21 protein-coding genes are annotated in these 25383 nt (G+C 59.9%); 8 read left to right on the forward strand and 13 right to left on the reverse strand.

Annotation, left to right across the window (positions count from 1 at the left end; all coding sequences use genetic code 11):
- Positions 1–2 precede the first annotated feature (2 nt).
- The 4 genes from HYX42_RS03440 (at position 3) to blaOXA (ending at position 4638) form a co-directional block, all read left to right on the forward strand.
- The gene (locus tag HYX42_RS03440) at positions 3–1898 is read left to right on the forward strand and encodes a PAS domain S-box protein (protein WP_293399588.1); all 1896 of its coding nucleotides are present in this window, start codon (positions 3–5) and stop codon (positions 1896–1898) included.
- A gap of 178 nt (positions 1899–2076) precedes the next feature.
- Positions 2077–3105, forward strand: coding sequence for a L,D-transpeptidase (locus tag HYX42_RS03445; RefSeq protein ID WP_293399590.1), 1029 nt, complete (start codon positions 2077–2079; stop codon positions 3103–3105).
- Positions 3106–3119: 14 nt separating this feature from the next.
- A complete protein-coding gene (locus HYX42_RS03450) occupies positions 3120–3794 on the forward strand; it encodes a M23 family metallopeptidase (protein ID WP_293400017.1) in 675 nt (224 codons plus the stop codon).
- 31 nt (positions 3795–3825) lie between these two features.
- Positions 3826–4638: a class D beta-lactamase gene (gene blaOXA / locus HYX42_RS03455; protein WP_293399593.1), complete on the forward strand. Its 813-nt coding sequence runs from the start codon at positions 3826–3828 to the stop codon at positions 4636–4638.
- 56 nt (positions 4639–4694) lie between these two features.
- On the opposite strand, the gene HYX42_RS03460 is transcribed toward blaOXA, so the two are convergent.
- From HYX42_RS03460 to HYX42_RS03485, 6 genes are all read right to left on the reverse strand, one after another.
- Positions 4695–5396 carry a DUF899 family protein gene (locus tag HYX42_RS03460; protein WP_293399596.1) on the reverse strand — a complete coding sequence of 234 codons (702 nt, stop codon included), beginning with the start codon at positions 5394–5396 and terminating at the stop codon, positions 4695–4697.
- Positions 5397–5923: 527 nt separating this feature from the next.
- Positions 5924–7663: a bifunctional protein-serine/threonine kinase/phosphatase gene (locus HYX42_RS03465; RefSeq protein WP_293399599.1), complete on the reverse strand. Its 1740-nt coding sequence runs from the start codon at positions 7661–7663 to the stop codon at positions 5924–5926.
- Between the two features lie 67 nt (positions 7664–7730).
- A complete protein-coding gene (locus HYX42_RS03470; protein ID WP_293399602.1) occupies positions 7731–8543 on the reverse strand; it encodes a formate/nitrite transporter family protein in 813 nt (270 codons plus the stop codon).
- Between the two features lie 297 nt (positions 8544–8840).
- The gene (locus HYX42_RS03475; protein WP_293399604.1) at positions 8841–10274 is read right to left on the reverse strand and encodes a type II toxin-antitoxin system HipA family toxin; all 1434 of its coding nucleotides are present in this window, start codon (positions 10272–10274) and stop codon (positions 8841–8843) included.
- A complete protein-coding gene (locus HYX42_RS03480) occupies positions 10274–10645 on the reverse strand; it encodes a helix-turn-helix transcriptional regulator (RefSeq protein ID WP_293399607.1) in 372 nt (123 codons plus the stop codon). The genes HYX42_RS03475 and HYX42_RS03480 overlap by 1 nt, the downstream gene beginning before the upstream one ends.
- Positions 10646–10800: 155 nt before the next feature.
- Entirely contained in the window at positions 10801–11709 is a 909-nt protein-coding gene (locus HYX42_RS03485) for a 2-dehydropantoate 2-reductase (protein ID WP_293400020.1), read from the reverse strand.
- A 200-nt stretch (positions 11710–11909) separates the two neighbouring features.
- Here HYX42_RS03485 and HYX42_RS03490 point away from each other — a divergent pair, with 200 nt between their 5' ends.
- Positions 11910–12854, forward strand: a complete 945-nt coding sequence (locus tag HYX42_RS03490) for a rhodanese-related sulfurtransferase (RefSeq protein ID WP_293399610.1) — start codon at positions 11910–11912, stop codon at positions 12852–12854.
- Between the two features lie 8 nt (positions 12855–12862).
- The gene (locus HYX42_RS03495; RefSeq protein WP_293399613.1) at positions 12863–13519 is read left to right on the forward strand and encodes a glutathione S-transferase; all 657 of its coding nucleotides are present in this window, start codon (positions 12863–12865) and stop codon (positions 13517–13519) included.
- A gap of 190 nt (positions 13520–13709) precedes the next feature.
- Here HYX42_RS03495 and HYX42_RS03500 read toward each other — a convergent pair whose 3' ends face one another.
- The 6 genes from HYX42_RS03500 to icd form a co-directional block, all read right to left on the reverse strand.
- Positions 13710–13979, reverse strand: coding sequence for a hypothetical protein (locus HYX42_RS03500; RefSeq protein WP_293399616.1), 270 nt, complete (start codon positions 13977–13979; stop codon positions 13710–13712).
- Between the two features lie 321 nt (positions 13980–14300).
- Positions 14301–15767, reverse strand: coding sequence for an exodeoxyribonuclease I (sbcB, locus tag HYX42_RS03505; RefSeq protein ID WP_293399619.1), 1467 nt, complete (start codon positions 15765–15767; stop codon positions 14301–14303).
- A gap of 244 nt (positions 15768–16011) precedes the next feature.
- On the reverse strand, positions 16012–17469 hold the full coding sequence (cls, locus tag HYX42_RS03510) for a cardiolipin synthase (protein WP_293399622.1): 1458 nt from the start codon (positions 17467–17469) through the stop codon (positions 16012–16014).
- Between the two features lie 103 nt (positions 17470–17572).
- On the reverse strand, positions 17573–19912 hold the full coding sequence (clpA, locus tag HYX42_RS03515; RefSeq protein ID WP_293399624.1) for an ATP-dependent Clp protease ATP-binding subunit ClpA: 2340 nt from the start codon (positions 19910–19912) through the stop codon (positions 17573–17575).
- Positions 19913–19988: 76 nt separating this feature from the next.
- A complete protein-coding gene (gene clpS / locus HYX42_RS03520; RefSeq protein WP_293399626.1) occupies positions 19989–20369 on the reverse strand; it encodes an ATP-dependent Clp protease adapter ClpS in 381 nt (126 codons plus the stop codon).
- A 188-nt stretch (positions 20370–20557) separates the two neighbouring features.
- The gene (gene icd, locus HYX42_RS03525; RefSeq protein ID WP_293399629.1) at positions 20558–21811 is read right to left on the reverse strand and encodes an NADP-dependent isocitrate dehydrogenase; all 1254 of its coding nucleotides are present in this window, start codon (positions 21809–21811) and stop codon (positions 20558–20560) included.
- Between the two features lie 209 nt (positions 21812–22020).
- On the opposite strand from icd, the gene HYX42_RS03530 reads away from it, so the two are divergent.
- Positions 22021–22335, forward strand: a complete 315-nt coding sequence (locus tag HYX42_RS03530; protein WP_293399631.1) for a cell envelope biogenesis protein TolA — start codon at positions 22021–22023, stop codon at positions 22333–22335.
- 115 nt (positions 22336–22450) lie between these two features.
- Positions 22451–22930, forward strand: a complete 480-nt coding sequence (locus tag HYX42_RS03535; protein WP_293399634.1) for a DUF192 domain-containing protein — start codon at positions 22451–22453, stop codon at positions 22928–22930.
- 112 nt (positions 22931–23042) lie between these two features.
- Here HYX42_RS03535 and HYX42_RS03540 read toward each other — a convergent pair whose 3' ends face one another.
- Positions 23043–25280 carry an NADP-dependent isocitrate dehydrogenase gene (locus tag HYX42_RS03540; RefSeq protein ID WP_293399636.1) on the reverse strand — a complete coding sequence of 746 codons (2238 nt, stop codon included), beginning with the start codon at positions 25278–25280 and terminating at the stop codon, positions 23043–23045.
- Positions 25281–25383: the final 103 nt, after the last annotated feature.

The following is a 25383-nucleotide window of genomic DNA, read 5'->3' on the forward strand; positions in this document are numbered from 1 at the left end:
ATATGAGCACAGCCTCCACCCTCCCACCCGACGCGGCTTCCAGCGATCGCTTCCGCATTCTGGTGGACACGGTGCAGGATTACGGCATTTTCATGCTCGACCCTTCCGGTATCGTGATGTCCTGGAATGCTGGCGCCCAGCGCATCAAGCAATACCGTGCAGATGAAGTGATAGGCCGCCACTTCTCCCTGTTTTACCTGCCTGAAGCAGTGGCGTCTGACTGGCCTGCCGAGGAACTGAGGCGGGCGGCGCGTGATGGGCGTTTCGAGGAAGAAGGCTGGCGCCTGCGCAAGGATGGCACGCAGTTCTGGGCCAACGTCGTGATCACCGCATTGAAGGACGACAACGGCAAGCTCACGGGTTACGGCAAGGTCACCCGCGACCTGACGGAGCGCCGCATCCACGAAGAGGCCCTTCGCGAGAGCGAGCAGCGCTTCAGATTGCTGGTCGAGGGCGTGCGCGACTATGCGATTTTCATGCTCAACCCGCAAGGCATCATCGAAAGCTGGAACAGCGGCGCACAACTCATCAAGGGCTACAGCGCACAGGAGGTCATAGGCCGACATTTCAGCATGTTCTACACCCCCGAAGATCTGGCGAAAAACCTCCCCGCTGTCGAGCTTTCGAATGCGCTGTCGGAGGGCCGCGCTGAAGAGGAAGGCTGGCGCATCCGCAAGGACGGCTCCGTCTTCTGGGCCAATGTGGTTATTTCACCGATCTTTGACGCGGACAAACAGTTGCGCGGCTTTACCAAGGTCACGCGCGACATGACCGAGCGGCGGCGACTGTACGAGCTTGAAAACTCCAGCAAGCGCATGAGCGAATTTCTGGCCATGCTTGCGCACGAACTGCGCAACCCCCTCGCCCCCATACGCAACGCCGTCACAATCCTTCAGCTCGAACCCTCGGCCAGCCCGATGGTGCGCAACAGCCGCGACATGATTGACAGGCAGCTCTCCCACATGACCCGACTGGTGGATGACCTGCTCGACGTCGGCCGCCTGACCACGGGCAAGATAAGGTTCCAGGCCGAACAGGTGTCCTATCCACAGGTGGTGGCTCGCTCGATCGAGGCAGTGCGTCCCCTCATAGATGCACGGCGTCACCGCCTGAAACTGGACATGCCTGAAAACGCGCTGCAGGTTCAGGGCGACTCAACCCGGCTGACCCAGATCCTGCAGAACCTGCTTACCAATGCCGCCAAATACACCCCGGAGGGTGGTCTGATCGAGCTGAAAGTCTGGCTCGAAGGCTCGCAGTTGCACACCACCGTGCGTGACAACGGCACCGGACTGTCGGCCGATGCCATCAACCAGATTTTTGAGCTGTTCTCCCAGGGCGATGCACACACCGCGGCACGTGAAAGCGGTTTGGGCATTGGCCTGACGCTGGCGCGTTCGCTTGTCGAGATGCATGGGGGGACGCTTACCGCCTCCAGCCCCGGCCTAGGATTGGGCAGCACGTTCAGTTTCTTTCTGCCCAATGCGGGTACGGACCTGGGCAATGGTGAAACGCAGCCTGCGGCACCTGGCCCCGCGGTCATGATCGTCGACGACAACCGGGACGCGGCCAACAGCCTGGCTGAAATCATGCGGCTCATGGATTGCCAGGTCAAAGTGGCATATGACGGGCAGTCTGCGCTGGCGCTCGCCCGCATACAGCTGCCCAGGGTCATGGTGCTTGATATTGGCATGCCGGAAATGAACGGGTATGAAGTGCTGGCAGCCCTGCGCGCCATGCCGGGCGGCGGCGAGGTGACCGTCGCTGCCCTGACGGGATATGGCACGGACGAAGATAAAAACCGGGCGCTTTCCGCAGGCTTTAATGCCCACATCACCAAACCGCTTGATTTCGCAGACCTGCAGGAATTTCTGCAGTCCGCCGGCGTCCTCGCCTGAGGCCCTCACCGCCGTCCGCGACTGGCGGCAACTTGACCGTCTCCTGCCGAACACGCGCCCTCCAGCCACGGATTGCGCAGAAACCTACTGTCGTGAGGCACAACTGCTTACATACAGACAGTGCAGCCCCTATCAGACTGGTCGGACAACTCCGAAAGACCGATTCATGCTGCACACCATGCCCTCATCACCAGGCCACCTCTCGCGCCGATTGCTGGTCTCCACTCTGTTTCTTGCCGGACTTGGCATTGGCGGTGGGGCCCTCTCGGCGCAGCCTGGCAAGGCCCGGGCCGCAGGGGTCCAGCCGCCGGACATGGAGGCCTTCAACAACAGCAACGACAGCCCCTTGCTGCGCAGCGGCAGCCAGGGCGCAGCCGTTGCACGTGCACAGATTCTGCTGGACCGGGCCTGGTTCTCCTGCGGAGAGATTGACGGACGGTTCGCCGCGAACATGCAGCGCATGGTCAAGGCCTACCAGGCGTCGCACGACCTGAAAGTCACTGGCACCGTGACCGCAGAGACCTGGAAGTCGCTGCGAACCGATGGCGCACCGCTGTTGACGACATACGCCGTCACCGAGAAGGACGTGGCTGGCCCGTTCGAAAAAACGCCGGTCGCGATGGACGAACGCGCCAGGCTGAAGGCGCTGGTCTATGAGTCGGTCGAGGAAGCCCTGGCAGAGAAGTTCCACACCAGCATGGGCTACCTGAAACAGCTCAACGGCGGCGGCAGGATTGAGGCAGGCAAAAACCTTGTCGTCCCGAATGTGGTGGCAAGCGCCACGCCTGTCAGGGCGGCTTCGATACAGATCGACAAGTCGGAACGCGTACTTTATGTGCTGGATATCGATCAGCGCCCGGTGGCCGGTTTCCCTATCAGCATAGGTAACGAAAAAAATGATCCGTTGCCGCTCGGCATGATGGCGATCAAGAACGAAGTGAAGAACCCCGGTTTTACCTACAACCCGACGCTGCTGAAAAACGCCCCCAAAGATGCGCAGAAGGCAGACATTGCCCCCGGCCCCAATAACCCGGTCGGCAGCATCTGGCTTGGGCTGACCAAGCCCCACTGGGGCATTCACGGCACGCCCAACCCGTCTAACGTGGGGCATTCCGAAACCAATGGCTGCATCCATATGACCAACTGGGATACCGAGCGCCTCGCGACCCTGGCAAAAGCCGGGTTCAAGGTCAACGTCAAGGCCTGATGGCAGCCGTGTCCATGTTACTAAGGCGCGCGGCACTGGGGGGCTGCGCGCTGCTGATCATCGCCGCCGCCGTGAAGTTTGGCAGCGGCATGCAGACTTCGACTGAAGTTTTGCCGCCCGCCCCGCCCTGGCAAGGGCAGCCGGCAGCGCAGCCATCCCGGCCCGCGCCAGGGGTGGCAGTTGTACAAAACGATGCGCCTTCGCCTGTGCCTCCAGCAGGCGATGACATCTCCTGGCTGCGCTCGCGCGCCCTCACCCTCCCCGTTCAGGGCATTGGAGCCAGCCAGCTCAGCGACACCTATTCGCAGGCCCGTGCAGCCGGCGCGCCGCATGAAGCCATTGACATCATGGCCGCACGCGGCACGCCTGTGGTGGCTGCAGAAGACGGACTGGTGGCAAAGCTGTTCCTGAGCAAACCCGGCGGCATCACCCTTTACCAGTTTGACCCCAGCAACCAGTACGCCTACTACTACGCCCACCTTGATCGTTACGCAGACGGCATCGTCGAGGGCGCCAGGTTGCACAAGGGCCAGCTGATTGGCTACGTGGGCAGCACGGGCAATGCGTCGCCGGATGCACCGCACCTGCATTTCGCCATTTTCCGGCTGGGCCCTGAGCGCCAATGGTGGCGCGGCACGCCACTCAACCCCTACCTGGTTTGGCGAGACCCTGGCCCTGACCGCCCCTGAATTCCGCCATGCCGCACTTAAAATCCGGTGCATGAAACGTGCGGTTTTTTCAGCCTTGTTTGCCCTGGCTTCACTCGTCACCCTTCCCTTGCGCGCCGCCACCATTTGCACCGTCATTGCAGACGCTACGGATGGGACAGTGCTGCTCGAGCAAGGCGACTGCCGCTCGCGGGTGACACCCGCATCAACCTTCAAGATTCCGCTGGCGCTGATGGGGTTTGATTCAGGCTTGCTGCACGATGAACACACGCCGGTCCTGCCATTCATTCAGGGCTATCCCGAGTGGGGCGGTGATGCCTGGCGTCAGGCCACAGACCCCGAACGCTGGTTGAAGTACTCGGTTGTCTGGTACTCCCAGCAGATCACGCACAAACTGGGCACGCAAAAATTGACGCAATATGCGAAGGACTTTGGATACGGGAATGCCGATTTCTCGGGCGACCCCGGCAAAAACAATGGACTGGAGCGTGCGTGGATCATCTCGTCACTGAAAATTTCACCCATAGAACAGACCGTTTTTCTGCGCAGGCTGGTCAACCGCCAACTGCAGGTCACGCCACGGGCATTTGACATGGTCGGCAGAATCGTTGAAACCCTCCCCGCTGCTGCTGGCGGCTTCACGGTACAAGGCAAAACCGGCATGGCCTACCCCCGCAAGGCCGACGGCGAGTTCGACGAGGCGCGGGCGTATGGCTGGTTTGTGGGTTGGGCAACGCAGGGCAGCCAGAAGGTGGTCTTCGCCAGGCTCGATCAGGACAGCAGGAAAGAAACAACATCAGCCGGCTTGAGGTCGCGTGATGCCTTTCTTGCAGAACTGCCATCGCTCTTGGCGGCGAAGCACTGAACGGCGTCCTCCCAGGCCCTGTCGCGTGCAGACTGTTCGTGATTCAGCGATGGCGCTCAGTGGCCGTAATCCAGCTTGGGGTACCAGTCGCTCCCCCGCCCCGACGGCGTCAAATCCAGAATATTCCACAATGGCGTCGGGTCAGGTGCCCCACGCACATCCTGGCCGGGGTCTTCCGTGCCAGCCAGCTCGGCGGCCCAGAAATGGTGCACCTTGCTGCCGCGCTTGACCCAGACGTCCATGGCAGGCGATTCGTCACCATTAGGGGCCAGACCCCGATAGTCTTTCGGGAAACCGTCACCCAGGCATTGATAAAACTTCAGGTTGCGCCAGCCGCGCTCGCGCGCAAAGGCCAGTTGCCGCTGAATCGGTGAACGACCTATCACGGCAAAGGCCAAGCGCTGCGAAATATCACGAACGGGGATGTCCATCGCGCCCAGCTGTGCCGTACACATGGGGCAAGGCTGCTCGCGCTGGGGCCCATACATCCAGAAATAGGTGATGAGGGTGTCATGCGTGCCGAACAGTTCTCCAAGCGCCAAGGTCTTTCCGGTTTCATCAAGAAATGAATAGCCCGACGCCTCCCCGCCCAAGGGAAGTGTCCGGCGTTGCGCCGCCACCCGCTCCATATGGCGCCGCAATTCGATCTCCTCTTTCAGGAGAGAAGCGCGCGCCTTGCGGTATTCGGGGCTGTCGTGCGGATAAGGTCTGGCCAGTACGCCATTGGCCATGTCGATGGCGGGTCTCAATCGGGGCATGGGTGCTTCCTGTTTGAGTGGGGCAGTCAAATGCACTGCCGGAAAATTCAAACCTTAGCCCCGTGCAACAGGATGGGCAACACACATAGGCGCGTTGTCGCGTAGGCCTGCGCCTGCCCGGGCCTGTCGCCTCAGGCTCCCTCATCACCAGTGCCCCAGGCCCGGAGTTGCTTGCGGCTGTCAATGCTGCATGCAGCAGGCAGCAAACCCTTCAAGGGGACGGCCGGCAGCGGCAGGCAGATGAGATGACTGCTGATCCGGGGCGTGATGGGGAGGGTCAAGGCCCCGGGACACGCCCGTCGCATGTGCAGACGTACAGCCTGTCATGGGTGCACGCCAACCCTCAAAACACTATCAAATCAATAGCTGCTCACGTACGTATTTATTGGTCTGTAGCCCGATTCGATGCCTGAAAATGGCCCTTTTTGCCCATTTTTTGATCTTTTTCGCCTTCGCCAGCCGTCCGAGTCGGTCTGGAGCGAAAAATTGAAACCTGCGTTAAATTTTTAATGTATACGTCAAATTAGCTATTTAAAGGTGCGCAGCGCCAGCAAGGCCACCACTGCCAAGGCCAGCACCAGCGACAAGCCCTTCCAGAAGGCCACAGGGTTGCGGTCCAGCAGCGGCTGGCGCGTCTTGCTCAGGAAGGCTGCGTTGGGGTGGCGCAGGTCATATAAAAAGCCGGAAAGGTCTTCATAACGTTTGGCCGGGTTGGGGTGCACGGCCTTGCGCAGCACGCCGTCTATCCAGGCGGGGATGTCGCGGTCTTCATGCAGCACCGAGTCATAACGCAGGCCGTTCTGCGCGGCGCGGGTGCGGCTTTTGGCGACCTCGGCGCCATAAGGCAGCCGGCCGGTGAGCATCTGGTAAGTGATGACGCCCAGCGAGAACAAATCAGACCGCGTGGTGCCGCCCTCACCCAGGAAATATTCGGGCGCCGAGTATTGCACCGTCCCAAGGATCTGCGACTCCTCGCCTCTGGGTGCGGACTCCAGCAGGCTGGCCACGCTGGCCGAGCCGAAGTCTATGATTTTGACCGTGCCCGTGCTGTCGATCATGATGTTCTCGGGCCGCAGGTCCTGGTGCAGCATCTCCAGCCTGTGGAAGGCGCGAAGCCCCTTGGCGATCTGCTCGACGATGCCGCGCACTGCCTCAAGGCCGGGTTTGGGGTTGTCTATCATCCACTGGCTGAGCGTCTGGCCGTCGATGAACTCGGTGACAACATAAACGAAGTTGCGCTTGCGGTTAGGCAGGCAGGGCCTGAGCACATGGGCGCTGGAAATGCGGCGGGCTATCCATTCCTCCGTCAGGAAACGCTCTATATAGGCCGCGTCACCCTGCAGGTCTATCGAAGGCGTCTTCAGGATGACGAGCGTGCCGGTCTCCACATCTCTCGCCAGATAGATATGGCTGCGGCTGCTGCCATGTACTTCGCGAATGATGGTGTAGCCGTCGAACTCCATGCGCGCCTGAAGAATGGGCGGCAGCGGCAGGCCGGAGAGCTGCTGCACCATCTCGCCGGCGGCACGCTGGGGCAAGGCATCGATGCGTATGACCTGGGCCGTGAGGTTGTCAGTGCTGCCGTGTTTATAGGCCGTGCAGACAATTTCCTTTGCAGCATCGTCAAGATGGCCGCCGCTGTCGTTGCACGCGTGGATGATGCGGGCCAGGGCCTGCTCGCCGATGTGCTCGTACACGCCGTCGGTGGCGAGCAAAAAGACATCGCCCAGCTCTATCTGCTGGGTCTGGTAATCAATCTCCAGTTGCGGCTTGATGCCCAGTGCACGGCCGAGGTAACTCTGGCCTATGGAGATCCAGATGCGGTGATCCGTGGTGAGCTGCTCCAGCGACTTGCCGCGCAGCCTGTAGATGCGTGAATCACCGACATGAAAAATATGCGCCGTCGTCGACTTGATGACCATGGCGCTCAGGGTGCAAACGTAGCCCTTGTCCTTGTCGTAGCGGTACTGGCTTTTTTGGGTCTGGGCGTAAAGCCACGAATTGGTGGCGCTCAAAATGCGCTGGGCCGATGTCTTGACCGTCCACGCGTCCGAGGTGCAGTAGTAGTCTTCCAGAAACCCCGTCACCGCGTACTGGCTGGCCACATCGCTGACCGCACTGCTGCTGATGCCGTCGGCCAGCGCAATCGCAATGCCCTTGGCCGCCAGTTGCGCGCCCTGGGGAACGCAGATGCCGTGGAAATCCTGGTTGGTCTCCTTGCGGCCCTTGTCGGAGTACTGCCCCGCCGATATCTTCAATTCACCCATGCGGTCTCCCCCACCCGGCGCCCGAACCGACGCCGGACCGGGGCTGGTTTCTTATTTTGATGCCATTTCAGCTGAAGTTGCGCTTGGGCGCGGTCCTCACGTGGGTGGCGTACAGCGTCAGGCCGGTGAAGGCCAGGCCGCCGACCAGGTTGCCCAGCACGGTCGGGATTTCGTTCCAGATCAGGTAGTCCATGATGGTGAAGTGCGCGCCCAGCAGCAGGCCGGACGGGAACAGGAACATGTTCACGATGGAGTGCTCGAACACCATGTAGAAGAACAGCATGATGGGCATCCACATGCCGATCACCTTGCCGCTGACCTGGGTGGAAATCATTGCCCCAACCACGCCGGCCGAGACCATCCAGTTGCACAGCATGCCGCGCACGAACAGCGTGAGCATGCCGTTGGCGCCGTACTTCTGGTAACCCAGCGTGCGGTTCTCGCCAACCACGCCTATCGCTTTGCCCACCGCGCTGGGCTCGGTAGAAAAGCCATTCGTGACGTAAATCGCCATCATCACGGCCACCGTGAAAGCGCCCAGGAAATTGCCGGTGAACACCAGGCCCCAGTTGCGCAGCACGCCCTTGAGCGTGACACCCGGGCGCTTGTCGATCAGCGCCAGCGGGCACAGCACGAACACGCCGGTCAGCAGGTCAAAACCAAAGAGGTAAAGCATGACAAAGCCGACCGGGAAGAGCACGGCGCCCAGCAGCGGCTGGCCGGTCTGCACGTTGATGGTGACGGCGAACCAAGCCGCCAGGGCCAGGATGGCGCCCGCCATGTAGGCGCGAATAATCGTGTCGCGCGTGGACATGAATATCTTGGACTCCCCTGCATCCACCATCTTGGTCACAAACTCTGTCGGCACCAAATAAGCCATACAAACCTCTCCTCAAACTTTTCGACAAGCCAAAAAAAAATCCACCTCCAGAAACCTCCCCAAAAAAGGAGGCCCGGAAGTGGACACCGTTATCCGTTCAATTGATCGGGCTATGCCTGAAGCATCGCCCTGTTCAGGCCGTCATTGGCCTGATCTGCGGTAATGCAAGCAGGTTTCATGCCACCAAAATGAGGCATAAAGCGACCTGGCTCGCGTTCTGGAGCACTGAAACTTGCCTTACCTGCCCCAGACTTGGGCGGCAAGCTCCGGGCAGTGGCGCGTTTTGGTGCCCGGTTCCTAGAAACCGGCAAGCCGCGGCTGGTAGACCTCAGGTGAGGCCGGGGTTTGCAGTGCTGCATCCCATGCGGCCGCCAGCACCGGGTTCTTGAGCGCATTGATCGCCTGCCGGATGTGCAGGTGATTGCCCAGCCGCTCCAGCAGCACGCGGCGCTGGCGCGGCGTGATGTCTGCGGACTGGATGGGCTCCAGCCAGGTCGCAGCGGCCTGCCTGGCCACCTCGCGCAGCATTCGGGCGACCTGTTTCTGGGGAATGTCGAGTGCGCTGGTGAAGCGCAGCACGGATTGCGGCGTCAGCAGCGGCTTTCGGTGATCGTCTTTGGCCTTGCGGTCCGGCTTGCCTTCTTCGAGCAGGGCCAGCGCATGCCCCTGGGTGCCAAGGTAGACGTGGGTGCTGAGCAGGTCATAGGCCGGCGCAAGTTCGGCCTGCCGGGCATCACGATAAAGCAGGCCGAGGTTCTTCAGGTGCATGTCTGCATTGCCCAGCAGGTCGTTCACTTCAATTCGGCGCAGCAGCTCATGCACGGCCGGCACACCGCAGCCAGGCAAGTCAAGCAGGGTCTGGGCAATGACCAGGTAACTCTGGCTGTATTTGTTTTCGGGCGAGACGCCCAGTACCTGCGCGAAATCCTCAAAATGCACGCGGCCGGCCGGCCCGCGGTCGAAACGAGTCACAGCCAGAAAGCGGCCCTGCACCTCTTCGCCCAGGTCATAACGGTGGCCGGCGGCCAGCGCCTTCATGTCGGCCAGCTCAAACTCGCAGGTATCCACCCCGGCCAGTTTCGCCAGGCGCATGCAGAGGTCTTCCATCTGCGGCATGCGCGGGTATTCAACCGAGGGGAGCTTGGCAATGATGGCGGTGTCGTGATGTTTTGTGCGCCCGCTGAAGCGGCCGTCTGCGTCGCGATTCACACCCAGCTTGGGCTGCACGCCGGAGATCGAAATGGCGTCCTGAAAGGGCTCGGACCAGACCGTGACCTCCAGCGCATCCTGCCCCTGTGTCACCAGGTCCTGCAGGGCGGCCTTGCCTATGTTCTCCCACTCGGCTGTGACGGCGCCCGGCAAATCCCTGCCGCAGGCGGCCAGCATGCTGAAGTTGTTGGCAGGGTCTATACCTGCCGCATCGGCCACGTGTTTGCGGAAGGTGCCCTCCGGCAGCAGGTTCTGGAAGAACGCAGGCAACTGGATGTCGCCTCTCAGCCCACGGACGGAATTAAAGCCCGGCGAGACGCGGTTCAGCCAGAAGGACTGCTGCTGCGCAGGTTCCGCGGCGCGGAAGGATTCGGACAGTACAGGCTCGGCGCCAAAGGCCTCGCGAGCATAGGCCTCATCGACTGCGAAGCGGATGATGGGCTCGGCATTCTCGGGTGCAAACTCAAACAGCATGCCCACCCGTCGGCCATGCAGCTTGATGACGAGGACGGGAATGTTCATCAGTGGGAGGTCTGAAGCTTGCCTTGCAGCCGGGCAGCACGCGCAGCGACGGCAGACATGGGGCCAGGTGCAGCCTCACGCTGGCGGTTTTTTTCCTGTGCGAGCGTCTTGCGAGTGGCGGCAGATATGCCAGACAGGCCGTCAGCCGTGTCAGGCATGAGCCGGGCCACGTCGGTACGCATGGCCAGCAAATCCAGCCCCAGCAGATCAGTGACAGAGAGCAAAGTCGTGAGCTGCACATCACCGCCCTTGAACAGACGGTAGATGGCGGCCCGGCTCACACCTGTACGTTTGATGACCTCGCTGATGGTGAGCGCCTGACGCTTGCGCTCGTTATCAAGGATGGCGGCCAGTTCAAAGCTTGTGGTCATGAAGTATTTAAATCAATACAAAATGACATTTTATCTTTTTTAAGATACTAATACCAATAAATATAGTATTTTATTAAATACATATTCAAATTTAGTATTTAATAAAATACACACCAATTATTGAGCATTACCCTGGACTGCAGACCTTCTAACGCTCAGGACATGCGTGATTCCAGCAGTTTCACCAGCGCCCAAAGTACGCGGTTGGCAGGCGTCGGAACATTCAGCGCGTGGCCACGCCGCACCACAAAGCCGTTGAGGTAATCAATTTCGCTGTGTTTGCCCCGGGCCAGGTCCTGGGCTGTCGATGAAAACTGGTCGGGCATGGTCTCGGCAATCTTGCGTACCGCTGCTTCCACATCGCCCGGCACAGTGACGCCGTCGGCTTTGGCCACCGCAAGGCATTCGGCGACCACATCCCGCATCACGTCTGTCACGCCCTCGCCCCGTACGGTCTGGCCGTAAGGCATCTGGACAATCGCCGATACCGCGTTGTAGGCGCAGTTCAGGATCAGCTTGGCCCAGAGCGCGCCGCGCACGTTGTCCAAAATCTCAACGGGCACACCCGCCCCCATCAGGGCCAAGGCAGCCGCCGCGCTCGAAAAGCCCTGGCCCCTTGACGGCTCGATGACCAATTCACCCCGTCCGTTGTGTTTGACGTGCCCGGGGCCGGCCATCTCTGTGGCCACGTAAACAACGGCGGCCGCCACCTCATGCCGGGGCAGTACAGCACGCAGGCGGTCGGCGTTGTCCACCCCGTTTTGCAGGCACAGCACCAGCGCGCCGGGTGCCAGGTGTGGGCGAATCAGTTCGCCCGCAGATTCGGTGTCTGTGGACTTGACGCAGAAAAGCACCAGATCAGCGCCCTCAACAGCGCTGGGGGCTGTGCTGGCTGAAAGGCGCACATATTCATCAAACGCGGCCGTCTGCACGCGCAGGCCATCAAGGACTATCGCCTCGACATGCTGCGCCCGGGCGATCAGCACCACCTCGTGACCGGCGCGTGCCAGCATGCCACCGTAATAGCAGCCCACAGCCCCTGCGCCCATCACGGCGACCTTGATGCGGGTTTTGTTCTCGGACTGGGGGCTGGTCATGGTGGTCTTTCGGGCGTGAAGAGCGGGAAAGCATGATATCCGTCAAGCCCGGTAAAGCGCCTCAGCCGATAAAATGGGCCCTCCCCGCCGCAAGAAGCGCCGTCGGCTGTTGATCTGGCTGCGATTTGACAGCGAATTTCCTGCCTCCGTCGGGGGACCACAAACCCATGCCCTTCCTCACCGCCGCCCTGTACAAATTTGTCGAACTGCCCGACCACGCGTCGCTGCAGGCGCCCTTGCTGGCGCGCTGCGAGGCCAATGGCGTCAAGGGCACCCTGCTGCTGGCCGCAGAAGGCATCAACGGCACGATCAGCGGCCCCGAAGCCGGCGTGCGCGCCGTGCTGGCGTACCTGCGCAGCGATGCACGGCTCGCAGCGCTTGAGCACAAGGAAGCCTGGGCTGAACAATTGCCGTTTTACCGCATGAAGGTACGGCTCAAGCGCGAAATCGTCACCCTGGGTGTGCCCGACGTACACCCCGCCCTCAACGCCGGGCAGCATGTCAAACCAGCGGACTGGAACGCGTTGCTGGCCGAACCCGATGTGGTGCTGGTCGACACACGCAATGACTATGAGGTGTCCATAGGCACGTTCGAGGGCGCCATCAACCCCGCGACCTCAAGCTTTTCAGAACTGCCCGGCTGGGTGGAGCGCGAGATGGCCGAAGGCGGCAAACTCGCGCCCGTTGACGGCAAAAAGCCGCGTGTGGCCATGTTCTGTACCGGCGGCATACGCTGTGAAAAATCAACCGCCTTCATGCGCGCCAAGGGTTTTGACGAGGTCTACCACCTCGAAGGCGGCATCCTCAAATACCTGGAAACCGTGCCTGAGGCGCAAAGCACCTGGCAAGGCGAGTGTTTTGTGTTTGACGAACGTGTGTCCGTCGGCCACGGGCTGCAGCCCGGCGCCTTCACCCTGTGCCGCTCCTGCCGCGACCCGCTCAGCGAAGAAGACCGCCAATCGCCCCTGTACGAGCTGGGCGTGAGCTGCGCGCACTGCCACGCCGCCACCACAGAAGAACAAAAAGCAGGTTACCGCGAGCGCCAGCGCCAGGTAGAACTGGCCGAAAAACGCCAGGCTGCACATATCGGCCTGCGCCAGCCCGGCGCGTGAATATGCAAATGACTGGCGCTCTGCCCGTCCTGTATTCCTTCCGCCGCTGCCCCTATGCCATGCGCGCGCGGCTGGCCCTGGCTGTGAGCGGCGTGAAGCATGAACACCGCGAAGTCGTGCTGCGAAACAAACCGGCAGAGATGCTGGCTGCATCTCCCAAAGGCACCGTGCCCGTGCTTGTGTTGCCCGAGGGCAAGGTGATTGATGAAAGCCTGGACATCATGCGCTGGGCGCTGGGTCAAAACGACCCGGCTCACTGGCTGCCCCCGGAAGGCGAAGCACTTGATGACATGCTGGCCCTGATCAGCGTCAACGACGGCGCCTTCAAACGCAATCTGGATCGTTATAAATACCCCAACCGCTATCCGCTGGAGTCAGGATCTGACGCCCATGCATTTGCACTGACGCAAAGGGACTTGGGCGCACGATGGCTTGATGAGCTGGAGTCAAGGCTGGAAGGCGGCTGGCTGTTCGGCGCTTCTGCTTGCCTCGCCGATATGGCCACGCTGCCCTTTGTGCGGCAGTTTGCGCATACCGATGCGGACTGGTTTGAAGCGCAACCGTGGCCCAGGCTACAGGCCTGGCTTGGCAGGTTTGAGGCGAGTGAGCTGTATATGGGCGTGATGGGCAAGTATGAAGCGTGGGAATCGCTCTCAAGAGACTAGACGCTACATATTTGATAGCTGCTCACGTGCGTATCTATTGGCCTTGAGCCCGATTTGATGCCCCCAAAAGGCCTTTTTTGGCCGATTTCAGGCACCTGAATTCGGGTAAACCGGCTTTTGGCACGCAAATGTTAAGTTATATATTAACAATTGCTGTTTCCCCAGCAATGGCCCACTTGACGCCTGAAGCCTAACGCGTCACACGCGAAGCCTGCATCACACGGTTGATCGCCAGCGCGGCCACTTCGCCGGCGGTTTCCAGCTCCATGCTCTGCAGCTTGAGGTTGTATGCCACGCCCAGCATGGTTGCCTTGGTGGTGTCGGGCAACACTTCCCAATTGCGGGCCAGTTCGTCAATGAGCAGGTTGGCAACTATGCCCTCGTCATAGTCCCAGCGGGTGGCCTTCCCCGCGCGGGTAAAGATGCTGAGCATGATCTGGTTTACGCCTTCACGGGTCATGGGGCACTCCTTTTGAACGGTTATGTCCATGGTCGCAATATGCCCGGGCCCGGGCTGTAGGTGGAGTGGCCTACGGGAAGTACGCGGTGGCGCTTTGCGGCTGACAGCCGGGCGCCGGGAACTGGCACTTATCCAGTACAGAGTCAGCGGCCGTGGGCATATACCGTTCGCAACCCGCTCTTTCTGTCATTGCGGACTTGATCCGCAATCCATCTGAAACGAAGCGGGGATGGATCCCGGATCAAGTCCGGGATGACAGAAAAGTACCAAACGGCAACCACCGGTCTGATCTCGAAAGGAAAGTCTTCTTTGTGTGGCTATTCAAACCTCTGGCGTCACAAGCTCGGCATATTCATAAAGCGCCTCAAGCACGGCCTGTCCTTTCTCATCCGCAGCCTCGGCAAGCACATCGATCTCGGCAAACAGTGCATCCACATTGCGCGCCCCGCCCTCACCTTCGAGCAGGCGCGCAGCGCGATGCGCCTCCCAGCGTTCTGCATCTTCGGGCGACAGGGTATCTGCAAAATTCCGGGCACGGTACCTGAACACGATTTCCTCCAGCCGGTCATCGTCAAAACCGATACGCGCATGGGCCAGCTCTGCGGGCGACAGGTCACGCAGCTGGTTGAGCCGCCTGCGGTCGGTGTTGTTGACGAAGCCGCCATAAAGATCTTCATCCACGTCGGGCGTGGCCTCTTTCGGGCGCTGGAAGACCTCAGGCCAGATGGCACTCATGTCCGGCAGGCAAGCGGCCTTTTCTGCGTTGGCCATCGCGGCGTCGATGTCTATGCCCCACTTTGCGGCCATCCCGTCGCTCAGCGTCCTGAGCTTGCGTACGACCATGGGCGACTTGTTCAGGTGGACCGACTTGATCGGCAGCCGCTGCACGCCTTCGGGCAGGTCCGCCGTCTTGCTGAAGAGACGCTGGCGCAGGGTAGCCACGTCGAGCAGTGGCAGTTCGCTGGGGTCATGGGCGAGGTCCCACGCGAGCAGTTCGTTCTTGTTGGTCGGGTGCGTGGCCAGTGGCCACATGATGGCCATGCAGCCGCGCTCGGGGGGAAACATGCCGGAAACATGCAAAAACGGTTGCGCGTTCTGCGCTGTTGCGGGCAGGCCCAGTTCCATCGCGACGCGGTCTTTCTTGTGCAGGCTGAGGCAAAAGTCAAACAGCTTGGGCTGGGTGGTCTTGATGAGCCTGGCCAGTGCGATGGTCGCGCGTACGTCGGACAGCGCATCATGCGCAGCCTCGTGCAGCAGGCCGTTGGCGCGGGCCAGGTCTTCAAGCTTGAAGCTGGGGCGCAATGCCGTGGCGTCCGCACTGCGCTCATCAGGTTTGGTGGGCCAGGTGATGCCTTCTGGCCTGAGTGCATAGGCCATGCGCACGACGTCAAGCAGGTCCCAGCGGCCGCAGTCGTTCTGCCATTCCCGGGCGTAGGGGTCTATGAGGTTGCGCCAGAACATGAAGCGCGTGACTTCATCATCAAAGCGGATGGTGTTGTAACCGACGCCAATGGTGCCGGGCTGGGCCAGCAGTGACTCAATTTTTGCAGCGAAGGCGTGCTCGGGCAGGCCACGCCCCAGGCACAGCTGCGGCGTGATGCCGGTGATGAGGCAGGACTGCGGATCGGGCAGGTAGTCGTTGGCGGGCTGGCAATAAATCATCACCGGCTCGCCGATCTCGTTCAGGTCGGCGTCGGTGCGTATGCCGGCAAACTGGCAGGGCCGGTCGCGGCGGGTATTCAGGCCGAAGGTCTCGTAGTCGTGCCAGAGAAAGGTGTGGGGCAGCATGGAAACCTAGAAACAGTGGTTGGATGGGCCCGAGTGTGCCGCGCGCGTTGTGCCAGGCAAGGCGCGACAACGCTGTGGGCTAATGCCCACAAGGCGGAGCAACGCAGTACGGTGCAGCGTGCGCGGTGCAATCGGGTACATAGCGCTGTCACCCGAACGATAACCATGAACGAAGAAGAGGAGGTGGGTGCTCATGCGGCTTTCTTGAAATTTGCGAGCGGTCAACCGCTGTTTTTAGGTTACATCAAAGTAAGGGAGAAAAAAGGCGTGCCGTGGCGTCCATCAGGCGCATCAAAAACTTTTGCGGCCTGTTAACACGAACCCAGGAAGCACTGTGCAGATCGGTCTCGAATTGTGCGGCCAGGGGGTCCACCAGCGTCGGGCCGTAGACCACCGCCATCACCTCAAAATTCAGGCGGAAACTGCGGTTGTCGAAGTTGGCCGTGCCTATCATGGCGCAGTTGTCATCCACCACCAGGGTCTTGGAGTGCAGCATGCGGGCCTTGTACTCCCAGACCTTGACCCCGGCGGCGATGAGCTCGTCATAGTAGGAACGCGCTGCAGCACTGACGATAAAACTGTCGCTAAGGCGCGGCACAAGAAGGCGCACATCCACCCCACGCAGCGCAGCGCTGGTCAGCGCCATCAATGCCGGCTCGCCCGGCACAAAGTACGGCGTGGTCAGCCACGCGCGCTGGCATGAGGCATTGATGGCTGCCACGTGCATGCGGTGTATGGCTTCGAGCTCACTGTCGGGGCCGCTGCTCACGATCTGTACGGGGATGTCTCCGGCCTCGGCCTCGGGATCAAGGTGCGGCAGCAGGTTGGGCAGCGACTTGTGGGTGTCCTGCGGGGACTCGCCGGTGGCGTAAACCCAATCCTCCAGGAAAGTGGTTTGCAGCCAGCGGACAGCACTGCCCTCGATGCGCAGGTGCACGTCATGGTAGGCATCGGCGCGGGTGCGCATGTCTTCTTCATCCGTGATATTGACGCCGCCCGTGAAGCCGACAACGCCATCGCACACCACGATCTTGCGGTGGGTGCGGTAATTGCTGACCGGTCGCAGTCGCCGGCCTATCCGCGAGTCGTGGAACAGCCCAACCTTGACACCGGCTTCCAGCAACGGAGCCATGAACTTGCTTCCCAGTCGTTTGGAGCCCAGCGCATCAACCAGCAGGCGTACGGCCACTCCCTCCCCGGCCTTTTGCACCAGCAGATCGCGCAATGCGGCACCTATGCGGTCCGGCTCAAATATGTAGTACTCCAGATGAACGTGGTGGCGAGCGCTTCTGATCGCCTCAAAAATACTGTCGAAGGTTTTTGCACCGCCCACGAGAAGTTCGGCAGAAGTGGCACTCGAGACCGGCAGGCCACACGCCGCTGTGCCCAGCGCGGCCATCTGACGCAGGGCTGGAGGGGCTTTTTCGGCAGCACCGCGCAGCAAGGCCATGTCGGCATCGCCGCGCTCACCGGCGCGGCTGCGCAGTCGCCGGAGGCGCTGCTTCTTCAGCCGCTGCGGGCCGAGGAAGTAATAGATCACAAAGCCTGCAAAAGGCAGCAAGGCCATCGACAGTATCCAGCTCATGGTGGACACCGGTGCGCGCTTTTGCAGCACTATCCAGATGGACAGAATGGCGATGTAGGCGCTCCAGGCCAGGGAAAGGCCTGTGCTCCATTCGTCGCTGAGTTGGGGAATCGTCAAGATAGGAGGGAACCTGGTAATTTCAGGCCAAAAGAAAAAGGCCGATAGCGCAATGCTACCGGCCTTTTTGGGAGAGGCTTGTTTAAGCCGCGGCTCCGCTGGATTAACTCGCCTCAGCCTGCTCGGCTTCGGGCTTGGCCTTGCCTTCCTTCTTGGGCAGCGGCGTGATGTCGAGCTGAACTTCACCGGTCTCGACACCTTTCTCATCGGTGGTGACTTTCATGTCCACCGTCAGGCGGCCGCCATCTACCAGCCTGCCGAACAGCAGCTCGTCGGCCAGCGCACGACGGATCGTGTCCTGGATCAGGCGCTGCATCGGGCGTGCACCCATGAGCGGATCGAAGCCCTTCTTGCCGAGGTACTTGCGCAGCGTGTCGGTGAAGGTGACTTCCACCTTCTTCTCGGCCAGTTGCGTCTCGAGCTGCAGCAGGAACTTGTCGACCACACGCAGGATGACGGTTTCATCCAGCGCCTTGAAGCTCACTGTCGCATCCAGGCGGTTGCGGAACTCGGGCGTGAACAGGCGCTTGATGTCTGCCATCTCGTCGCCGGCTTCGCGCGGGTTCGTGAAACCGATGGTCGCCTTGTTCATGGTCTCGGCACCGGCATTCGTGGTCATGACAATGATCACATTGCGAAAATCCGCCTTGCGCCCGTTGTTGTCCGTCAGCGTGCCGTGGTCCATGACCTGCAGCAGCACGTTGAAGATGTCCGGGTGCGCCTTCTCGATTTCGTCGAGCAGCAGCACGCAATGTGGCTTCTTGGTGACAGCTTCGGTCAGCAGGCCACCCTGGTCGAAACCGACATAGCCCGGGGGCGCGCCGATCAGGCGGCTCACGGCGTGCCGTTCCATGTACTCCGACATGTCGAAGCGGATGAGCTCTATGCCCATGATGTAGGCCAGCTGTTTCGCAGCTTCCGTCTTGCCGACGCCCGTGGGGCCGGAGAACAGGAAGGAGCCAATCGGCTTGTCGTCCTTGCCCAGGCCGGAACGCGCCATCTTGACGGCGCCTGCCAGCACTTCGAGGGCCTTGTCCTGGCCGAACACGACACTCTTGAGGTCGCGCTCCAGCGTCTGCAGTTTGCCGCGGTCGTCGTTGGAGACGTTGGCTGGCGGAATGCGGGCGATCTTGGCCACGATCTCTTCGACCTCGGCCTTGGTGATGATCTTCTTGCGCTTGGACGCAGGCAGGATGCGCTGGGCAGCGCCTGCCTCATCAATCACATCGATGGCCTTGTCTGGCAGGTGACGGTCGTTGATGTACTTGGCGCTCAGCTCGGCCGCAGCCTGCAGGGCCGCCACGGCGTACTTGACGCTGTGGTGCTCTTCAAAGCGCGACTTCAGGCCCTTGAGGATGTCGACAGTTTCCTGCACGGTCGGCTCGACCACGTCCACCTTCTGGAAGCGGCGTGAAAGCGCCGCATCTTTCTCGAAGATGCCGCGGTATTCGGTGAAGGTGGTCGCACCAATGCACTTGAGCTGGCCACTGGAGAGCGCAGGCTTGAGCAAATTGGACGCATCCAGCGTGCCGCCCGAGGCCGCACCGGCACCGATCAGGGTGTGGATTTCGTCTATGAACAGGATGCCGTTGGGCTTGTCTTTCAGGGCCTTGAGTACGCCCTTCAGGCGCTGCTCAAAGTCGCCACGGTATTTGGTACCGGCGAGCAAGGCACCCATATCAAGCGAGAACACCTGGGCTTCGGCAAGGATTTCAGGCACGTCCTTCTGCGTGATGCGCCAGGCCAGGCCCTCGGCAATCGCGGTCTTGCCCACACCTGCCTCACCCACCAGCAGCGGGTTGTTCTTGCGGCGGCGGCAGAGGATCTGGATGACGCGCTCGACCTCATAGTGACGGCCGATCAGCGGATCAATCTTGCCGTCCTTGGCGAGCTGGTTCAGGTTGACGGTGTACTGCTCAAGCGGAGAAGCCTTTTCGTTCTTCTCACCGCCGCCCTCTTCGTTCTCGGCTGCGCTCTCGCCTGCCTTGGTAGGCTCGGGCGGGTCGCTCTTCTTGATGCCGTGCGCGATGAAGTTCACCACATCCAGGCGTGTCACGCCCTGCTGGTGGAGGTAATACACCGCATGAGAATCTTTTTCGCCAAAGATGGCGACCAGCACATTGGCGCCGGTAACTTCCTTCTTGCCGTTACCTGTGGACTGCACGTGCATGATGGCGCGCTGGATCACACGCTGAAAACCCAGCGTGGGCTGGGTGTCGACATCGTCGGTACCGGCCACCTGCGGGGTGTTGTCCTTGATGAAGTTGGCCAGCGACTTGCGCAAATCATCCACATTGGCAGAGCATGCGCGCAACACTTCGGCCGCGCTGGGGTTGTCGAGCAGGGCAAGCAGCAGGTGTTCCACGGTGATGAACTCGTGGCGCTGCTGGCGCGCTTCGACAAAGGCCATGTGCAAGCTGACTTCTAGTTCCTGGGCAATCATTGATTTTCCTTTCGGCTTGCTACGTTGGTGGACGGGTATCTGTTTGAACTCATGAATTCAATATTGGCCGCATTTTTCATAATTCAATGGGCTCGCTGACGCACTGAAGCGGGTGGCCATTCTTACGCGCAGCCTCGGTGACCTGGTCGACCTTGGTCGCAGCCACGTCTTTTGAAAACACACCGCATACGCCTTTGCCGTCGAGATGTATCTTCAGCATGATGCCGGTGGCGGTTTCGCGGTCCTTGTTGAAAAACTCCTGGATGACCACCACCACAAACTCCATGGGGGTGTAGTCGTCATTGAGGAGCACCACCTGGTACATCTGCGGCGGTTTGGTTTTCTGCGGCAGGCGCTCCAGTACGACTGAATCGCTGCCCCGCCCGTCTTCAGGCTTGAACGCCGGCGTTTGCGGCTTCACCGGGGTTTTGGGAGTCTTCGGAGGTTGGGTGGCCATGAAAATCATTCTAGCGACTGGAAATCGTCTGTGTGCCCGATAGGGGAATGCAAAAGAAGTGGTGGCGGGAACGCGACATTCAAGCGGCGATCATTGACATTTTTAACGATATGACAAATTCGGGAAAAAATAAAAGCCGCCGGGGATTACCTCCCTCGGCGGCCGACAGGCGCAAGAAAGATGCTGCGTCACATGTGGTCGATCATGACCTGACCAAAACCGGAGCAACTGACCTGGACCGCGCCCTCCATCAGCCGGGCAAAGTCATAGGTGACCTTTTTGGAAGCGATGGATTTTTCCATGGCGCTGATGATCAGGTTTGCGGCTTCTGTCCAGCCCATATGACGAAGCATCATCTCTGCCGACAGGATTTCTGAGCCCGGGTTCACATAGTCCTTGCCGGCATATTTTGGCGAGGTGCCATGAGTGGCTTCAAAACAGGCCACGGTATCAGACATATTGGCGCCCGGCGCGATTCCGATACCACCGACCTGCGCGGCCAGCGCGTCAGAAAGGTAGTCACCGTTCAGGTTGAGCGTGGCGACGACCGAATATTCGGCCGGACGCAGCAGAATCTGCTGCAGGAAGGCATCTGCAATCACATCCTTGATCACAATATCTTTCCCGGTTTTGGGGCTTTTGAGCCTGCACCAGGGGCCCCCGTCAATAAGTTGGGCGCCGAATTCTTTCTGTGCCAGGCCATAAGCCCAGTCACGAAAGGCGCCCTCCGTGAACTTCATGATGTTGCCTTTGTGGACGATGGTCACGCTGGGCTTGTCGTGGTCAATGGCGTACTGGATGGCCTTTCGCATCAGGCGCTCGGTGCCCTCGCTGGACACAGGCTTGACGCCGATACCGGAGGTATCGGGGAAACGGATCTTCCTGATCCCCATGTCGTCCTGAAGGAATTTGATGAGTTTTTTGGCGTTGTCGCTGCCAGCTTCAAATTCGATTCCGGCGTAGATGTCTTCGGAATTTTCACGGAAGATGACCATATTGGTCTTTTCGGGTTCCTTCAACGGCGACGGCACGCCTTTGAAATACTGGATGGGACGCAGGCAGACATAAAGGTCCAGTTCCTGGCGCATGGCTACGTTCAGGCTGCGGATACCGCCACCGACAGGCGTGGTGAGCGGCCCCTTGATCGACAGCACGTATTCCCTGACCGCAGCCAGGGTTTCCTCAGGAAGCCAGACATCAGGGCCGTAAACCCGGGTTGATTTTTCGCCGGCATACACCTCCATCCAGTGAATTTTTTTCTTACCGTCGTAAGCTTTGGCAACCGCAGCATCGACCACCTTCAACATGACCGGTGTGATGTCTTTGCCTGTGCCGTCACCTTCGATGAAAGGAATGATGGGCTCATCGGGCACGTTCAGCGAATTGTCGGCATTGACGGTGATTTTTTGACCCTGAGCGGGCACCTCGATGTGCTTGTACATATGAAAGAAAGTCTCCGACAGGCTTTGATGGCCTGATAAACAAAATCCGTGACGAAACTTAGGTAAAAACCCTGAAATTCTAGCTTCAAACAATTTTTCTGAAGAAAATTTGCAGTCGCTGTCAACCATATGCAAACCGGCGTCGTTACGAGGATGCCTCCGAAATTCGGGGTAATTTTTCCAATAACGTTATTTCAGGAAACTCCCAAATGAACAAAGTCCTCGCTACCCTGATCGCCGGTTTCTTCGCTGCTGGCGTCTACGCACAAGCTCCTGCTGCCAAGCCAGCTGCTTCCGCAGCTCCTGCTGCCGCTGCTGCTCCAGCTGCAAAGGCTGAAGTCAAGGCAGAAGCCAAAGCTGAAGCCAAGCCAGCCAAGCTGACCAAGGAAGAAAAAGCAGCCGCCAAGGCCGCCAAGAAAGAAAAAGCAGCTGCTGCCAAGAAGGAAAAAGCAGAAGCCGCTGCAGCCAAGAAGGCCGCCAAGTCTGCAGCCAAGCCAGCAGCTGCTGCTTCCGCTGCCAAGTAATACTGAAAACGCCGGGAGGCAATTCCCGCGCTTCAGGTAAAGATGCCCGCCCTGTGCGGGCATTTTTTATGCGCCTCGCGTAAGCTTGTCATGTACCGTTCACCGTCCAAAAACCATGATCATCAAATCCACCTCCTTTCCACGCGCCCTTATCACGGCCGTTTTGCCAGCTCTGCTGTGGTTTTCTGTCCCCGTCCATGCACAGGACGAGCCGCAGACGAATTTGCAGCGCGTGAAAATCTCGGCAGGAATGCACCAGATTGACGCCCAGGTCGCCTTGACACCCGAACAGCGGCAAATCGGCCTGATGTTTCGCAAGGAGATGCCGCAGTCGGAGGGCATGATTTTTATCTTTGAACAGGCTGCCCAGCAGTGCTTCTGGATGAAAAATACCATCCTGCCGTTGACTGCAGCTTTTGTGGCGGAAGACGGCACCATCGTTAATCTGGCTGACATGAAGCCCCAGACGACCGATGCGCACTGCTCTGCGAAACCGGTGCGCTATGTGCTGGAAATGAACAAGGGCTGGTTCGCCAAAAAAGGCATCAAGGCGGGCGCCAGGCTGGGAGGCCAGCTTTTCAGCGGGCGCAATTGAATCCGCAAGCGCAGCCATAGCCGCCGGCGTCCGCAAAAAAGGGCGATCAGGACGGCCGTCCTGATCGCCCTTTCAGAGCCGTATGGCCGGTTCTGAATATCTCGCTGCCCTCTCAGGCGTTAAACGATGCCAGCGCAGCATTAAAGGTCTTGCTGGGACGCATCACAGCTTCAAGCTTGGTCATATCGGGCTGATAGTACCCGCCAATATCCACCGGCTTGCCTTGCACCTCCTGCAGCTCCGCCACGATCGCTTTCTCATCCGCAGCGAGTTTCTTGGCAAGCGGCGCAAACCTGGCGGCCAGCTCAGGAATTTCGGTCTGTGCCGCCAATTCCTGCGCCCAGTACATTGCCAGGTAGAACTGGCTGCCGCGATTGTCAAGCTGGCCCGTTTTGGGAGACGGATTCTTGTTGTTGTCCAGCAGCTTGCCGGTCGCCGCGTCCAGCGTCTTCGCAAGTAGTTTGGCCTTGGCATTGCCGGTCTTGATACCGAGGTCCTCGAGCGAGACCGCAAGGGCCAGGAATTCTCCCAGCGAATCCCAGCGAAGATGGTTCTCCTCCACCAGTTGCTGCACGTGTTTGGGCGCTGAACCACCGGCGCCGGTCTCATACATGCCACCGCCGGCCATCAGCGGGACGATGGACAGCATTTTTGCGCTGGTGCCGAGTTCCATGATGGGGAACAGGTCGGTCAGGTAATCGCGGAGAATATTGCCCGTCGCGCTGATGGTGTCCTCGCCACGGATCACACGCTCCAGCGTGTAGCGCATCGCACGCACCTGGCTCATGATCTGGATGTCCAGTCCGGTCGTATCGTGCTCATGCAGGTACATCCTGACCTTGGTAATCATCTGTGCCTCATGCGGCCGATAGGCATCAAGCCAGAACACCACGGGCATGCCGGAGTTGCGGGCGCGATTGACGGCGAGCTTGACCCAGTCGCGAATCGCTGCATCCTTGACCTGGCACATGCGCCAGATGTCGCCTTGCTCCACGTTCTGGCTGAGCAGCACTTCACCAGTGGCCAGGTCGACAATATTGGCGACACCGTCCTCCTGGATTTCAAAGGTCTTGTCGTGCGAGCCGTATTCCTCGGCTTGCTGCGCCATGAGGCCCACGTTGGGTACGGTGCCCATGGTCTTAGGATCGAAGGCGCCATGCCACTTGCAGAAGTTGATGATTTCCTGGTAGATGCGGGCAAAGGTCGATTCCGGCATCACGGCCTTCACGTCCTTGAGGCGGCCATCGGCACCCCACATCTTGCCGCTGTTGCGGATCATCGCCGGCATGGAGGCGTCAACAATGATGTCGTTGGGCGAATGGAAATTGGTGATGCCTTTGGCAGAGTCGACCATGGCCAGTTCGGGGCGGTGCTCATGACAGGCGTGCAGGTCGCGCTTGATTTCGTCCTGCTTGCTCTGCGGCAGCGTGGCGATCTTGTTATACAGGTCAACCATGCCATTGTTGACGTTGACGCCCAGTTCATCGAACAGTTTGCCGTGCTTCTCGAACGCTTCGCGATAGAAGATGCGCACGCAGTGGCCAAACACGATGGGGTGCGACACCTTCATCATGGTGGCCTTGACGTGCAGGGAGAACATCACACCGGTCTTGCGGGCATCCTCGATTTCCTTTTCATAGAACTCGAGCAAGGCTTTCTTGCTCATGAACATGCTGTCAATGATTTCGCGATCCAGCAGAGACACCTTGGGCTTGAGCACGATGGTCTTGCCGGTTTTGGTCACCAATTCCATCTTCACATCGCGTGCACGGTCCAGCGTCATCGACTTTTCACCGTGGTAGAAATCGCCGTGGTGCATGTGCGAAACATGGCTGCGCGATGCCTGGCTCCACTCCCCCATTGAATGGGGGTTCTTGCGGGCGTAATTCTTGACTGCGGCAGGCGCGCGGCGATCCGAGTTGCCTTCGCGCAGCACCGGGTTCACGGCACTGCCAGTACAGCGTGAATAACGGGCGCGAATATCCTTTTCTTCATCCGTCTTCGGGCTCTCCGGATAGTCAGGAATCTTGTAGCCTTTGCCCTGCAATTCCTTGATACAGGCCATGAGCTGCGACACGGATGCGCTGATGTTCGGCAGCTTGATGATGTTGGCTTCCGGACGAAGCGTCAGCTTGCCGAGCTCGGCCAGATTGTCCGGGACACGCTGGTCTTCAGAGAGGTATTCGGGAAAGGAACCCAGCACGCGCGCGGCCACCGAGATGTCGCCCGTATCAACCTTGATGCCCGCAGGCGCCGCGAAGGTGCGGATGATGGGAAGAAACGCGCTGGTCGCCAGTAACGGGGCCTCGTCGGTCAGGGTGTAGATGATGGTGGGTTGCACTGTGCTCATTACATATCTCCAGAAATTGTTATGGCAATGTCACCGGCTGCGCGCAGGGCGGTGGACATGGTTGGATAGAGTCTGACTGACTTTTGGCGAATCTGACAATGAC

It is taken from the genome of Polaromonas sp. (genome assembly GCF_016185115.1).
In the GTDB taxonomy this organism is placed as follows: domain Bacteria; phylum Pseudomonadota; class Gammaproteobacteria; order Burkholderiales; family Burkholderiaceae_C; genus Polaromonas.

Bases quoted from the DNA above. Each gene is read 5' to 3' on its own strand.
- HYX42_RS03490 (WP_293399610.1), top strand. From the start codon at position 11,910: ATGCCCTTCCTCACCGCCGCCCTGTACAAATTTGTCGAACTGCCCGAC.
- HYX42_RS03440 (WP_293399588.1), top strand. From the start codon at position 3: ATGAGCACAGCCTCCACCCTCCCACCCGACGCGGCTTCCAGCGATCGC.
- HYX42_RS03470 (WP_293399602.1), bottom strand. From the start codon at position 8,543: ATGGCTTATTTGGTGCCGACAGAGTTTGTGACCAAGATGGTGGATGCA.
- HYX42_RS03535 (WP_293399634.1), top strand. From the start codon at position 22,451: ATGATCATCAAATCCACCTCCTTTCCACGCGCCCTTATCACGGCCGTT.
- HYX42_RS03480 (WP_293399607.1), bottom strand. From the start codon at position 10,645: ATGACCACAAGCTTTGAACTGGCCGCCATCCTTGATAACGAGCGCAAG.
- sbcB (WP_293399619.1), bottom strand. From the start codon at position 15,767: ATGCTGCCCCACACCTTTCTCTGGCACGACTACGAGACCTTCGGCCTG.
- HYX42_RS03495 (WP_293399613.1), top strand. From the start codon at position 12,863: ATGACTGGCGCTCTGCCCGTCCTGTATTCCTTCCGCCGCTGCCCCTAT.
- HYX42_RS03450 (WP_293400017.1), top strand. From the start codon at position 3,120: ATGTTACTAAGGCGCGCGGCACTGGGGGGCTGCGCGCTGCTGATCATC.
- HYX42_RS03445 (WP_293399590.1), top strand. From the start codon at position 2,077: ATGCCCTCATCACCAGGCCACCTCTCGCGCCGATTGCTGGTCTCCACT.
- blaOXA (WP_293399593.1), top strand. From the start codon at position 3,826: ATGAAACGTGCGGTTTTTTCAGCCTTGTTTGCCCTGGCTTCACTCGTC.
- icd (WP_293399629.1), bottom strand. From the start codon at position 21,811: ATGTACAAGCACATCGAGGTGCCCGCTCAGGGTCAAAAAATCACCGTC.
- HYX42_RS03475 (WP_293399604.1), bottom strand. From the start codon at position 10,274: ATGAACATTCCCGTCCTCGTCATCAAGCTGCATGGCCGACGGGTGGGC.
- clpS (WP_293399626.1), bottom strand. From the start codon at position 20,369: ATGGCCACCCAACCTCCGAAGACTCCCAAAACCCCGGTGAAGCCGCAA.
- HYX42_RS03460 (WP_293399596.1), bottom strand. From the start codon at position 5,396: ATGCCCCGATTGAGACCCGCCATCGACATGGCCAATGGCGTACTGGCC.
- HYX42_RS03530 (WP_293399631.1), top strand. From the start codon at position 22,021: ATGAACAAAGTCCTCGCTACCCTGATCGCCGGTTTCTTCGCTGCTGGC.
- HYX42_RS03500 (WP_293399616.1), bottom strand. From the start codon at position 13,979: ATGACCCGTGAAGGCGTAAACCAGATCATGCTCAGCATCTTTACCCGC.
- HYX42_RS03540 (WP_293399636.1), bottom strand. From the start codon at position 25,280: ATGAGCACAGTGCAACCCACCATCATCTACACCCTGACCGACGAGGCC.
- HYX42_RS03465 (WP_293399599.1), bottom strand. From the start codon at position 7,663: ATGGGTGAATTGAAGATATCGGCGGGGCAGTACTCCGACAAGGGCCGC.
- clpA (WP_293399624.1), bottom strand. From the start codon at position 19,912: ATGATTGCCCAGGAACTAGAAGTCAGCTTGCACATGGCCTTTGTCGAA.